Annotated in this window: 8 protein-coding genes; 4 read left to right on the forward strand and 4 right to left on the reverse strand. The window is 63.9% G+C overall.

Annotated features, from left to right (window positions below; translation table 11 throughout):
• Positions 1-28 precede the first annotated feature (28 nt).
• On the forward strand, positions 29-1,552 hold the full coding sequence (locus tag J8I82_RS29510) for an MFS transporter (RefSeq protein WP_209762938.1): 1,524 nt from the start codon (positions 29-31) through the stop codon (positions 1,550-1,552).
• A gap of 195 nt (positions 1,553-1,747) precedes the next feature.
• On the opposite strand, the gene J8I82_RS29515 is transcribed toward J8I82_RS29510, so the two are convergent.
• Complete coding sequence (locus J8I82_RS29515) at positions 1,748-2,209, reverse strand: lecithin retinol acyltransferase family protein (protein WP_209762941.1); 462 nt, start codon at positions 2,207-2,209, stop codon at positions 1,748-1,750.
• A 587-nt stretch (positions 2,210-2,796) separates the two neighbouring features.
• Between J8I82_RS29515 and J8I82_RS29520 the strand changes: the two genes are divergently transcribed.
• On the forward strand, positions 2,797-3,471 hold the full coding sequence (locus J8I82_RS29520) for a response regulator transcription factor (protein WP_209762944.1): 675 nt from the start codon (positions 2,797-2,799) through the stop codon (positions 3,469-3,471).
• Positions 3,472-3,522: 51 nt separating this feature from the next.
• Here the strand turns inward: J8I82_RS29520 and J8I82_RS29525 are convergent, their stop codons facing one another.
• Positions 3,523-3,867 (reverse strand): response regulator transcription factor, encoded by a 345-nt coding sequence (locus J8I82_RS29525; protein ID WP_431831593.1) that lies wholly within the window; start codon positions 3,865-3,867, stop codon positions 3,523-3,525.
• Between the two features lie 395 nt (positions 3,868-4,262).
• Between J8I82_RS29525 and J8I82_RS29530 the strand changes: the two genes are divergently transcribed.
• Together J8I82_RS29530 and J8I82_RS29535 are read left to right on the forward strand one after the other, a co-directional pair.
• Positions 4,263-5,300 (forward strand): LysR family transcriptional regulator, encoded by a 1,038-nt coding sequence (locus tag J8I82_RS29530; protein WP_209763018.1) that lies wholly within the window; start codon positions 4,263-4,265, stop codon positions 5,298-5,300.
• A 323-nt stretch (positions 5,301-5,623) separates the two neighbouring features.
• On the forward strand, positions 5,624-11,170 hold the full coding sequence (locus J8I82_RS29535; RefSeq protein WP_209762950.1) for a trifunctional serine/threonine-protein kinase/ATP-binding protein/sensor histidine kinase: 5,547 nt from the start codon (positions 5,624-5,626) through the stop codon (positions 11,168-11,170).
• A gap of 167 nt (positions 11,171-11,337) precedes the next feature.
• Here the strand turns inward: J8I82_RS29535 and J8I82_RS29540 are convergent, their stop codons facing one another.
• On the reverse strand, positions 11,338-12,546 hold the full coding sequence (locus J8I82_RS29540; protein WP_209762952.1) for an NAD(P)/FAD-dependent oxidoreductase: 1,209 nt from the start codon (positions 12,544-12,546) through the stop codon (positions 11,338-11,340).
• A gap of 159 nt (positions 12,547-12,705) precedes the next feature.
• Positions 12,706-13,107 (reverse strand): cupin domain-containing protein, encoded by a 402-nt coding sequence (locus J8I82_RS29545; RefSeq protein WP_209762954.1) that lies wholly within the window; start codon positions 13,105-13,107, stop codon positions 12,706-12,708.
• Between the last annotated feature and the right edge of the window lie 2 nt (positions 13,108-13,109).

Consider the following 13,109-nt stretch of genomic DNA (forward strand, 5'->3'; position numbering starts at 1 on the left):
GCCAGCCATCATCACGGGAGACTCTGCCATGACGCCCGCCAAGCCCCCACGCCTGCTGCTGCTGACGATCGGCGCACTGACCCTGATCGACTTCCTGCAGAACGGCATGGTCGCCTTTTCCGCCGCCCCGATCATGGGCGAAATCGGCGCCAGTCCCGAGGAGTACAGCACCGTTGCCGCGGCCTACGCCAGCGTAGCGGTGCTCATGATCGCGCTGCAGCGCTGGATGGTGGAACGCATGGGATGGCGCCGCTATGTCCAGGCCGCGCTCTGCGCCGCGGCGCTCGGTGCGGTCCTGTGCGCGAATGCCGGCAGCTATCCGGCATTCCTCGTCGGCCGCATGGTGATGGCGCTCGGTTGCGCGGGCATGGTGAACGCGTCGCGGCTGGCGGTAAACCTGATTCCGCCAGGCCCTGCGCGCTTTACAGGCATCAAGGCATTGGTCACTGGTGTTTGCACCGGCCTGGCAATCTCGCCGTGGCTGGCCTCGGCCATCGTCACCGCGGATCACTGGCCGCTGATCTTCTGGCTGGCGGCCGCTGCAGCACTGGCGCTGCTGCCAGCCACGCGCGTCCTGCCCGCGGCCACGGTAGCGTCGGCGCAACGCTCCGATGCGCACCTGTTGCGGCTAGCCGCGCTCGCGACAGGCAGTTTCCTGGTGCTGTATGTGCTGCAGCGCTCCTACTACGACTTCTATGCCGATCGGCTGTGGCTGGCGTGCGGCGCGGTAGCGGGCGTCAGCGCGCTGCTTGCCTTTATCTGGAGCGAATCCCGTAGCGACCGGCCGTTGCTGAAGCTGCGCAGCCTGGTCGAGCCGCGCTACCTGAGCGGACTGACGCTCTTTACGTTCTGCTACGTCACCCTCGGCGCGAACGGCTATCTGCTGCCGATCATGCTGCAACGCTCGCTGGGGCATTCATGGTCGACCGCCGGGCAGTTCTACGCGCTGGGCCTGGCGGCTGGCGTCGCAACCTGGGCGACGATGTCGCGCTTGCTGCCGCGCTGGCCCAGCCCGCGCAAGTACTTTGTCGGGGGCTTCCTGGCGCTCGCTGTTTCTGCCTGGCTGATGAGCCGCCTTCCGCCCGCGCCTGACCTCTGGGGCCATGTGCTGCCCGCGCTTGCGCTCTATGGAGTCTTCATCATGACGCTGATTCCGGTCACCGCGATGCAGACCTTCAACGGTGTCGCACACGATGAGTCGGTGTTCTCCAATGCGCAGCAGACCAAGAACATGCTGGGGCAGATGGGAACGGCGCTGGGCGTGACCATTGCCACGGTCGGGCAACAGTGGCTGACGACGTTGCACTACAGCACGCTGCATGGCGCGGTGAATGTTGGCAGCCCGCAGTTCCAGGAGACCATTGCGCGCTACACGGCGGCACTCTCTGCCTCGATGGAACCCGCTCGCGCCTCGGAACTCGCCATGGTGCAGATCGCGCAGGTGCTGGCGCAGCAGTCGGCGCTACTGGCCAATCTCGACCACTTCCGCGCGCTGGCGGCGTTGTCCGCGCTCGCGATCATGGTGAGCCTGGTGCAGAAGGTGATCCGGTAAGTACGAGGCTATGGCGGCCAGCACAACGGTGGCGAGCCATCAGCGCGCGATTGCGCTGGCCCCTGCACTGTCAGGAGGATAGTGACCCGCGCTGATGCGCGCGTTCCTGCGGGAAAAACAAGGGCGTCCAGCCTTCGACTCACTCCGAGAGAACCCGTGCACGAGCGATGCGCTGGCGATACCGGCGCTTGAGCACTACGCGCTCGCGAGCTGTCCGCGCGCGAGCATGGCAAGCGTCCGGATGCCCAGCCACGGGTTGCGCAGGCATCGGCGTACCTGCTCGCTGCGCGCAACCCCTGACACGCACCAGGTGCAGAAGTGCTCGCAGTTGTTGGTCAGGAACTGATACCGGTCTTCGCCCAGGCGCGACCTGGCCCGCGCCACCACTTCCGTACCCAGATAGAGCGCGTCCGGATCGGCCTGGACCCTGAAACCCTTTCCTGCCGCAAAGCCTGGCAACGGAATGGTCTCGACGGGACGGCGCTTCGCGGAACGGTCAAAGCCGCCATAGTGGATGACCTGCCCCGCTCCGGCATAGATGCCGTGGTGGATGTAGCCATCGCGCTCGGTAATGAGATGGGCACCGATGGCGATCGTGCATGCTGCGCTGGCCGCCTCCGGCGACGCTGCGAGCCAGTCGAAGTACAGTGTTTCCATGGCGAGCCGCGAATTGGCTTTGCAATGACTCCCGTACCTCTGGCGGACTTCATGGTGGACTCACCGGAGCGCTGGCCACATTCGCCCGATCAAGGGCAAAGGGCGTCCAGCCGGGGAGAGTCCTCCTCGGGAAAGGGCTTCACTGCGTTGATTTCTGAGTGGCTTCACGCCGGTGCGGTCGCGTTGCGATCGCACCGGCCTTTGACTCAAGGGTAGATGGCGGGGACTGCGAAACCCATTCTACGGAGGGCTGCTGCCGGCCCTACATTGGCGTCGAACGCTCATACCGGGGTATATCCGGGGCAGCACCATGGGGAATCCGCGCCAAGCGAGGCGCCTCGTTCATCCACTCCGTCATTCCCGGAGGACGGCCCCAAGGTAGAGCGAAAGCGAGCAATCAAGCGTAATTTTTGGCATGGAGCAGGTAACGGCCGCTCACCCTCGCGTCAAAGGCAGGTGGCCCTTCCGTCTCCCGCCAAATGACGATCACTTTTTCCGGCCGTCCAGCCGTCATTTGGCGCTTCCGAATCACCTAGAATGGCAGGCATAGCCCCGCGTAACCGGTCCCAGCCAAAAAGGGAGATGAGATGAGTTCGTCGTCGCAGTCGACTTCTGGCCAGAAGCCTGACGACCGCAAGGAACCTGTGGTCTATGTGGTTGATGATGATGAGTCGATGCGGCTCGCCCTGCGCGGCCTGCTGCGCTCGATCGGGCTGCGGGTGGAAACCTTCGAATCGTCCCAGGAGTTCCTGGCATACCCGAAGGACGACGCGCCCAGTTGCCTGATCCTCGACGTCAGGTTGCGCGGCGAGAGCGGCCTGGCCTTCCAGGAGCAGATTGGCAAGAGTGCCGTGCGCATGCCCATTGTCTTCATGACCGGGCATGGCGACATCCCGATGACGGTCAAGGCCATGAAAGCCGGGGCCGTCGATTTCTTAGCCAAGCCGTTTCGCGACCAGGACATGCTCGATGCGGTCGCCAATGCACTGGCCCGCGACGGTGAGCGGCTCGCAGCTGAACGATCGATCGCGGCGCTGCGCGCCGCCTATGACTCGCTGACGCCACGCGAACGGGAAGTGATGGTGTTTGTGGTTGGCGGCCTGATGAACAAGCAGATTGCTGGCGAACTGAATCTGAGCGAAATCACCGTAAAAATCCACCGTGGACAGGTCATGAAAAAGATGGCGGCGCGATCCGTTGCGGAGCTCGTCAGGATGTCGGAGTCGCTGGGCGTAAAGCCGCAGCCCAGAAAGGCTGTTTAGAGGCCGGCGACAGGGTAAAGGCCGTCCTGCCTGTCGGCTGTCCTTGCGTGGCTATGCCTGGTCCAGCGCGATGCTGAGCCAGTGCGCAATGGCGCCGACATCAACCGGCTTGTCCAGCACAGCCAGCGCACCGTTGGCCAGGGCCTTGGCTAGCAGATCTGGACCGGGGAATGCCGTGATGAAAATGGTTGGCGGCGCGTAACCGAGCGCCAGGATGTGCTCGTGCATCGCCAGCCCAGACATGCCGGGCATCATCACGTCGGAAATCAGGCATGACGTCTCCGCGATGTGGCCTGACGCCAGGAATTCCTCTGCGGATGCGAACAGCCGTGTCGGCCTGCCCAGCGAGCGTATCAGGCTTCCCGTGGCGAGGCGGACGGCCTCATCGTCGTCCACGATCGAAACTGTTTGAGCGGAACACAAAAGAGCGGCCCTCGACGTTCGGCAACGCATGCAACATAGCCATTGCCAGCTAGTGAAACAGCACCCCTGGCACTACCTTGCCTTTACGATTACAAGCCTAAATCCCATGACCGAGCCCTGGAATCATACGAACGTATAAGACCCCGCCAGTTCCTCGCAACGGAAAGTGTCGGCGCGGCGGATACCGCACTTCCGCACGCCGCCGTCGCGCCGCGTCATACCTGAGTATGAGCAGGCGAAGCGTACGTAGGGACAGCGCCACCGCTGCGTAGGATGGTTTTGCTGCACCCGCAGCCCTACCCTTTTCTCAAGGGCAAAGCGAACGCGCCGTGCGTTCGCAAGCGGCTCGAAGAAGAGTGGAGTCGGCAATGATGCAATCGGATATCTCGAAGCATGGCTTTCGCGTTGGCTTGTCCAATCCCGCTGACGCCTTGTCCACCTGCTTTTCGACGAGCTACACGGGGATCATCGCTTTCATGGCGGTCGCAACCGAGGGGAGCTTTGCCAGGGCGGGGGAACGACTGGGAGTCGGCCGCTCGGCGGTCTGCCGCAATGTGCAGAAGCTCGAAACGCAGCTGTGCACACGCCTGTTTCTGCGTACCACGCGATCGACCCGGCTGACGCGGGAGGGCGAGAGGTTCTTCGAGAACTGCAACCGCGGCGTGGCGCATATCGTCGAGGCGATGAACGACATGCTCGAGTTGCGCCAGGGCCCGCCGCGCGGCTTGCTTCGCATCAGCGCGCCGGTCGACTTCGGGCGCAAGGTCGTCGCACCGCTGCTTTCGCGGTTTGCCGAGGCCTACCCCGACATCGCGGTCGACCTCATGCTGGATGAGAGGCCGGCGGATTTCGCCGGTGCCCAGATCGATGTTGCATTTCGCAGTGGCCGCATCGAGGATTCCAGCATCATCGCGAAGCGGCTGGCCCCGATGCGGACGGTGCTCTGCGCGTCCCGCGCCTACGCCGAACGGCGGGGACTGCCATCCACGCTGGAAGAATTGAGCGAGCACGAGTGCATCAACTTCCGGTATCCCGGCGGCCGTGTCTCCGAGTGGGAGTTCAAGGTCGACGGCCACGTCCGCAAGCACCTTCCGGCGGCCAGGCTGACGTTCAATGACGCGGACCTGGTCTTGCAGGCGGTGCTGGATGGTCGCGGCATCGCGCAGATGGCGGGATACCAGATCCGCGACCCCCTTGCGCGCCATGCGCTGGTCATGGCATTGCCGCGGTATATGCCGGATGACTCCGCCCACTATATCTGCTACCTGTGCCGGCAGCATTTGCCGAGGCGCATCCGGGTCTTCATCGACTTCGCGACCGAAAAGATCCGCACGCTCGATCGGGACGACCTGGCAGGCTTCCACTCCGTCGACCCCCAGGACGCTGCGCAGAAGCTGGCCGCTTGAGCAGCGTCCGCTGGCCCGCCCTGTCCCGACCGGCAAATTGCGCCGGTGTTGTCACACGCGAGAAGTTCGACATGACTGCATGTGCCCTTCGCACTACCCGCAAACACGGCGGGATGCGAACGGCGGCTCCCGACTAACCACTACAGGACCGTCGCCGAGGTGTATTCTCTAGCATGCTGCATTTGCAGCCCTGTTGATCGAGAAGATGCCGTGTTGTACCTCGCTTCCGGTGCGTATCCGGGTCGACCGAATCGGACCTGTCTGATATCCGGTCGCATGTCAGGTGGCAGCCTGATGACAGTGCGGCAGACGGAGAGCTGCAAATGGTTCAGGCGCCGACGGCTAGCACCCCCCAGGTTTTGCGGGACCAAGCTTCGTGGGACGATGGCGAACGCGTTTTCTGCCGAGCGGTGCGCTCGACCGGCGGCGTTGCCCAGCCCGTGCTGCTCGCCCAGCCGGCAGCCGAGCATCCCTTGCCCGCCACGCTGGATCGCCTCGCGCACGAGCTTGATCTGAAAGACGAACTGGATGGTGCGTGGGCGGCGCGCCCGGTGGAGATCTTGCGCGAGGCCGGCTGCACCATGCTGGTGCTGGAGGACCCGGGCGGTGAGCCGCTTTCGCGCCTGCTCGGCGCGCCGATGGAAGTGGCGGATTTCCTGCGGCTCGCCATCGGCATCGCTGCGGCGCTGGGCAAGCTGCATCGACGCGGCCTGGTACACAAGGATCTCAAGCCGGCTCACATCCTGGTGAACTGCGCCGACGGTCACGCGCGCCTGACCGGTTTCGGCCTCGCCTCGCGGCTGCCGCGCGAGCGGCAAGCGCCTGAGCCGCCCGAGACCATTGCCGGCACGCTGGCCTATATGGCGCCCGAGCAGACCGGCCGGATGAATCGCTCGATCGATTCGCGCAGCGACCTCTATGCGATGGGCGTGACGCTGTACGAGATGTTGACCGGCGCGCTGCCATTCGCGGCCGCCGATCCCATGGAATGGGTGCATTGCCATATCGCGCGCCAGCCGATGCCGCCCGGTGCCCGGGAGGCGAACATCCCGGCCATGATCTCGGACATCGTGCTGAAGCTGCTCGCCAAGACTGCAGAGGAGCGCTACCAGACCGCCGCTGGTGTCGGGCACGATCTGCAGCGTTGCCTGGATGACTGGCACCGGCAGCACAGCATTGCAAATTTTCCGCTGGACGAAGACGGCACGCCCGACCGCCTGCTCATTCCCGAGAAGCTGTATGGACGCGAGCGCGAGGTCGACACCCTGGTGGCCGCGTTCAACCGCACAGTCAGCAAGGGCGTGCCGGAGCTGGTGCTGGTCTCCGGATATTCCGGCATCGGCAAATCCTCGGTCGTCAACGAGCTGCACAAGGTATTGGTGCCGCCGCGCGGGCTGTTTGCGTCCGGCAAGTTTGACCAGTACAAGCGCGACATTCCCTATTCGACGCTGGTGCAGGCATTCCAGGGCCTGGTGCGGCCACTGCTTGGCAAACGCGACACCGAGTTGGCGAGCTGGCGCGCCGCCTTGCTGGAGGCGCTGGAGCCGAATGCCCGGCTCATGACCGATCTGATCCCCGAGCTGAAGCTGATCATCGGTGAGCCGCCGCCGGTGCCGATACTCGAGCCCCAGCAGGCGCAACGCCGCTTCCTGCTGGTGTTCCGGCGTTTCATCAGTGTGTTTGCGCGGGCGGAACACCCGCTCGCATTATTTCTTGACGATCTGCAGTGGTTGGACGTCGCGACGCTCGACCTGCTGGAAGATCTGCTGACAGGATCGGACCTTCGGCACTTGATGCTGATCGGCGCCTACCGCGACAACGAAGTCGATGCTACGCATCCGCTAATGGTCAAGCTGCAGGCGATCCGGAACGCCGGGATCAGGATCGAAGCCATCACGCTGGCACCGCTCGCCAGTGTACATATCACGCAGTTGATCAATGAGGCGCTGCATTGCGAGCCGGGCCGCATCGAGGGACTGGCGCAGCTGGTGCATAACAAGACCGGCGGCAATCCGTTCTTCGTAATCCAGTTCCTGCACGCGCTTGTCGAGGAAAACCTGCTCGCCTTCGATCACGACGCGAGGCAATGGCGTTGGGATTCCGAGCGCATCCATGCCAAGGGTTACACCGACAATGTGGTGGACCTGATGGCTGGCAAGCTGACCCGCCTGCCGGCTTGGACGCAGCAGGCGATGCAGCAGCTTGCCTGCCTCGGCAACGTGGCCGGCGTCGCCGCGCTGTCTACCGTTCTCGGGATGCCGGAGGCGCAGGTTCACGTGGCGCTGTGGGACGCGATCCGCCAGGAACTGGTCGAGCGGCAGGAGACCTTCTACGCCTTTGTCCATGACCGTGTCCATGAAGCTGCCTACTCACTGATCCCGGAAGCCTCGCGCGCCGATGCCCATCTGCGCATCGGACGCCTGCTTGCCGCACAGACGCCCCCCGAAAGGCGCGAGGAGGCCATCTTTGAGATCACGGGCCAGCTCAATCGGGGTGCTGCGCTGATCACCGCACAGGACGAACGCCAGCAGCTGGCAGAATTCAATTTGCTCGCAGGCCAGCGCGCCAAGGCATCCACCGCCTATGCCTCAGCCCTGACCTATCTGGTCAGCGGTGCCGATCTGTTGGATGACGAGTGCTGGCAGAGCCGGCATGACCTGAGGTTTGCACTGGAGCTGAACCGGGCCGAATGCGAGTTCCTGACCGGGCAATTGTCGGTGGCCGATGAGCGCCTGGCGGCGCTGTCGGAGCGCGCCACTAATATGGTCGAAAAAGCCCTCGTCGCGTGCCTGCAACTGGACGTCTACCTGGTCCTGGATCGAAGCGACCGCGCGGTCGAGGTCTGTCTCGCCTACCTGCGGCATGTCGGCATCGAGTGGTCGCCGCATCCGGACGATAACGAGGTGCGACACGAATACGATCGCATCTGGTCTCAACTTGGCGACCGGACCATCGAGGAACTCGTCGATCTGCCGCTGATGGAGGATGCCGCCTCCCTCGGCACGGTCGAGGCGCTGAGCAAGCTGTTCGCGCCGGCCTTGCAGACGGACGCAAATCTGGCTTGTCTGACGATCTGCAAGGCGGTTAGCCTCAGCCTCGAGCGGGGCAACTGCGATGCCTCATGCGTGCTCTATGCGAATGTCGGCCGGGTCGCGGGTCGGCGTTTCGGTGACCACCAGGCTGGATACCGGTTCGGCCTGCTGGGATGCGAGCTCGTCGACCGACGCGGGCTAAAGCGCTTTGAAGCCAAGACCTTTCTGTGCTTCTCGATCTTTGTCGTGCGCTGGCTGAAGCCCGTGAAGACCTGCCGTGAACTGTTGCGCCGTGCCTTTGCCGCCGCGAACCGGATCGGGGACCTTCCCTATGGCGCATACGCGGGAAACAGCCTCAACTCCGACCTGCTCTTCGCCGGCGAGCCACTGGCCGAGGTACAGCGCGAAGCAGAGCGCGGCCTTGCCTACGCCGAGAAAGTACGCTTTGGCCTCGTCATCGACTTCATCAACACGCAACTCGCGCTGGTCCGGATGCTACGCGGCCTGACGCCGAGGTTCGGTTGCCTTGATGACAAGCAGTTCGAGGAATCCGAAACCGAAGCCCATCTGGCAGGCAGCCCTGACTTGGCTCTGGCCGAGTGCTGGTACTGGACCCGCAAGCTCCAAGCGTGCTATCTCGCCGGCGACTATGCGTCGGCAATGGCGGCGGCAGCGAAAGCGCAACCGCTGCTCTGGACCTCGTCCTCGTTCTTTGAGGAAGCCGAATATCACTACTACGGCGCATTGACTCACGCGGCCTGGTGCGATTTCGCCCCGGTCAGCGAGCGGACGCGGCACCTGGAAGCAATGGCTGCACATCATCGCGACCTCCAGATCTGGGCACAACACTGTCCGGACAACTTTGCGGACCGCGCCACGCTTGTCGCTGCTGAGATCGCCCGCGTAACTGGCAACGTAGTGGAGGCCGAACACTTCTACGAGCAGGCCATCCATGCAGCGCAGGAAAGCGGTTTCGTCCACAGCGAGGCGCTCGCCAACGAACTCGCATCCCGCTTCTACGCAGCGCGCGGCCTGAAAAAGATCGCCCGTGTGTATTTGCAGGATGCCCGCTACGGCTACCTGCGCTGGGGCGCCGATGGGAAGGTGCGGCAACTCGAGGAGAGCTATCCCTACTTGAGGACGGAAGAAACTGCACCCGGTCCGACGAGCACCATGGCAACTCCGGTGGAGCACCTCGATCTCGCGACCGTACTCAAGGTATCGCAGGCCGCCTCGGGCGACATCGTGCTGGACAATCTGATCGACATGGTCATGCGCACGGCCATCGAACAGGCTGGCGCCGAACGCGGCCTACTGATCCTGGCGGACGACGGCGAGCATCGGATTGCCGCGGAGGCAACGACCGGCGGCGGCGCGCCCCGGCTACAGCTGCGCAATGAGCCGGTGAGCGCCGCGATACTGCCCGAGTCCGTTCTCTACCACGTGCTTCGTACCCGGGAAAGCATCGTTCTCGACGATGCGGCGTCCGAGCCTTCGTTTGAGGCGGATCCCTACATCCGTCAGCACTGTGCCCGCTCCATTCTGTGCATGCCTCTGATGAACCAGGCAAAGCTGACCGGCGCACTCTATCTGGAGAACAACCTGACGGCGCGCGTGTTCAGCCCCGCCCGGATCGCCGTACTGAAGCTTGTTGCCTCGCAAGCTTCGAGTTCGCTGGAGAATGCGCGTCTGTACCGTGACTTGGCAGAGCGAGAAGCCAAGATCCGCCGCCTGGTCGATGCCAACATTATCGGCATCATTGTCTGGAACGCCGGCGGTGACATCATCGAAGCCAACGATGCATTTCTTCGAATGGTCGGATACGAGCGCGAGGACCTGATCTCGGGACGCGTGCGCTGGACCGACCTGACGCCCGAGGAACTGCGTGCCGACAGCGAACAGGCGCTGGCGCATGCCGTACGCACGGGCAGCGCCCTGCCTTTCGAGAAGGAGTACATCAGGAAGGATGGCAGCCGCTTGCCCGTCATCGTCGGCCTGGCCATGTTCGCGGACGACTTCGCGGACAACCGCAAGGAAGGCGTCGCGTTCGTGCTCGACCTGACGGAACGCAAGCAGGCGGAAGAGCGCGTACGGGAGAGCGAGCGGCGTTACCGGGACGTGCAGACCGAACTGGCGCATGCGAACCGGCTGGCCACCATGGGACAACTCACGGCCTCGATCGCACATGAAGTGAACCAGCCAATTGCCGCGACGGTGACCAATGCCGAGGCGGCGTTGCGCTGGCTGGGCGCCCAGCCGCCCGATATCGATGAGGTCGGCCAGGTGCTGGGACGGATCATCAAGGATACCAATCGGGCTGGCGATGTGCTGCGGCGCATCCGCGAGCTGGTGAGGAAGGCGCCACCGCGCAAGGAACCGGTGGATATCAACGAGGCGATCCGCGAGGTAATCGAGCTGACCCGGGGCGAGACCGCGAAGAGCGGCGCCGAGGTCCAGACCCGGCTCGCCGACGGTTTGCCATTGATCGAAGGCGATCGGGTCGAACTGCAGCAAGTGCTGCTCAACCTGATCATTAACGCGCTCGAGGCGATGCGCGAGGTCAGCGATGGCGTCCGCGAACTGCGCATCAGCAGCGAAGAGGCCGACGCCGGCTGTGTGCTTGTGACCGTGCGCGATTCGGGACCGGGTTTTGAATCGCAAAGCGCCGAGCAGGCGTTCGCACCGTTCTACACCACCAAGCCGACAGGTCTCGGGATGGGGCTGTCTATCTGTCGTTCAATCATTGATACGCATGGTGGCGAGCTGTCGCTCGGCAATGGCATGCCCCACGGTGCTGTGGTGCGGTTCACCGTGCTTGCCTGCCGAGATGCATCGTGATGGTCCCACCGATTGTCGCGCCCCTAACGGAGGGAAATGCGAGACCAGCTTGCTGACCACATGGTCAGCAAGCTCTCTTCTCCCGCGCGAGAGCGCAGGTGTGGGACAACAAAGTCAGCCGACGATCGATGGCGAAGTGTCGGCCCCGTAGGAAGGATGAGAATGCCTCAGGCGTATGTGACGTTGGGATTTCCCGCGGCCAGCGCCTGCTCGCGGTCCGCAGCCGGCGGATAGATCCACTGGGTATTGATCAGCAGTTTGCGTTCCTTGCCTTCGGCGTGCGTCAGCTTGACCTGCCGATCCCAGCCCTCGGTATAGACCGCGCCCCACTCGCCCAGGTCCAGGCAGGTGGCATAGAAATCCTGTCGGTACGCGATCGTCGGCAAGCCCAGCAGGTCGGCGGCAACGTTATGGCCGGCGAATCGCCCCATGAACAACGCATGCTGGCACGACATCAGCGAATAGTGCTCGTCGTCATCGGTCAGCGCTCGCACGACATCGCCGGCGCCGAACACATCTTTTGTGCCGGTCACGCGCAGGTCCGCGGTCACTTCCATGCGGCCCTGGCGGTCGAGGTGCGGCGAGACTTGCGCCGTCAATCCGCTGGCAATCATGCCGCCCGTCCAGATGACGGTGCCCGCGTCGATCCGTTCACCGGTCGCGGTCACCACGCCGGCGGCATCCACGGAGACAACGCCTGCGCCAACCCGGGTTTCGATGCCGAGCTGGTCCAGTGCTTGCAGGATCTGCGGGCGCGGGCCGGGCCCGAGATCCGGGCCGATCGCCTCAGCGCGCTCCACGATCACGATGCGGGGGCGCACGCCATCGCCGAGAATCGCGCGCAGCCGCTGCGGCAGTTCGGTCGCTACCTCCAGCCCTGTAAAGCCGCCACCGACGACGACAAAGGTATTGCGCCGCGGCTCATCCGCCTGCGATGACAGGCGTTCCAGATGTTCGCGCAATGCCACCGCTTCATGCAACTGGTCCACCGCGAACGCGTGCTCGACAAGGCCCGGCAGCGGCGGACGGAACAGGCGGCTGCCGCTGGTAAGGACCAGGCGCTCGTAGCCTTCGGTCCTGGTCTGGCCACCGGCCGTGCTGATTTCGACGCAATGGTCCGCGGCATGGATGCGCTCAACCGTACCTTCGATGAATTTCACGCCGACGGCATCGAGCAACGGCATGAATGGCACCGCCATCTGCTCGGGGTGGGCTTCGTGCAGGCGCGGACGGACGTGGAGCTCGGGGCGCGGTGAAACGAGCGTAATCTCGACATCCGCAGCAGCATCGCGCTGCATATCAACAACGCGCGCAGCGCCGAGCGCTGTCCACAGTCCGGCAAAGCCGCCGCCGACAATCAGGATCCTACGTTTCATGGTTGTTACCTCGCTTCTTGCAGTTGCAGAGATTCCAGCCACCGACACATGGGGGCTGAACGATGCATGACGCCGGCCGCGCGGCGCGAGACCGGCGGATTCCGGGTCGTATGGGGGATCGGGCCGTGGCATTCCACCAGCCCGGGAGAACACCTAGCCCTACATTACCGGGGTGAAGACCGGCGCCCCCTGCTTCTTGATCAGGAACACGACGAACTTCGCCGGCTTGCTATTGCTGGCATTGCGCCCGACGGTGTGGAGATCGTCCGGGCCTTCATAGAAGGTTTCGCCCGCCTTGAGCGTGACTTCCTTGCCGCCCTTCACGCCCATGACAATGCTGCCCTCGAGCACATAGACGAACGCGTGCGCATCATGACGATGGACAGGGTCGTAGCCGCCGGGCGGGTACTCCACCGTGATCATTTCCACTTCCTTGCCGGGATAATCGGGCAAGGCCTTCGTGGTCAACGGTTTGACCACCACGTCCGGTGGCGCTGCGTTGGCCAGCTGCGCCGACATCAGCAGCATCAGGCTTGCCGCCATGGCCATCCTACGTTTCATGG

This window comes from Cupriavidus consociatus (assembly GCF_017814975.1).
GTDB classification, from domain to species: domain Bacteria; phylum Pseudomonadota; class Gammaproteobacteria; order Burkholderiales; family Burkholderiaceae; genus Cupriavidus; species Cupriavidus consociatus.

Coding starts and splice junctions, on each gene's coding strand:
- J8I82_RS29535 (WP_209762950.1), top strand. CDS start 5,624: ATGGTTCAGGCGCCGACGGCTAGCACCCCCCAGGTTTTGCGGGACCAA.
- J8I82_RS29545 (WP_209762954.1), bottom strand. CDS start 13,107: ATGAAACGTAGGATGGCCATGGCGGCAAGCCTGATGCTGCTGATGTCG.
- J8I82_RS29540 (WP_209762952.1), bottom strand. CDS start 12,546: ATGAAACGTAGGATCCTGATTGTCGGCGGCGGCTTTGCCGGACTGTGG.
- J8I82_RS29520 (WP_209762944.1), top strand. CDS start 2,797: ATGAGTTCGTCGTCGCAGTCGACTTCTGGCCAGAAGCCTGACGACCGC.
- J8I82_RS29530 (WP_209763018.1), top strand. CDS start 4,263: ATGATGCAATCGGATATCTCGAAGCATGGCTTTCGCGTTGGCTTGTCC.
- J8I82_RS29510 (WP_209762938.1), top strand. CDS start 29: ATGACGCCCGCCAAGCCCCCACGCCTGCTGCTGCTGACGATCGGCGCA.
- J8I82_RS29515 (WP_209762941.1), bottom strand. CDS start 2,209: ATGGAAACACTGTACTTCGACTGGCTCGCAGCGTCGCCGGAGGCGGCC.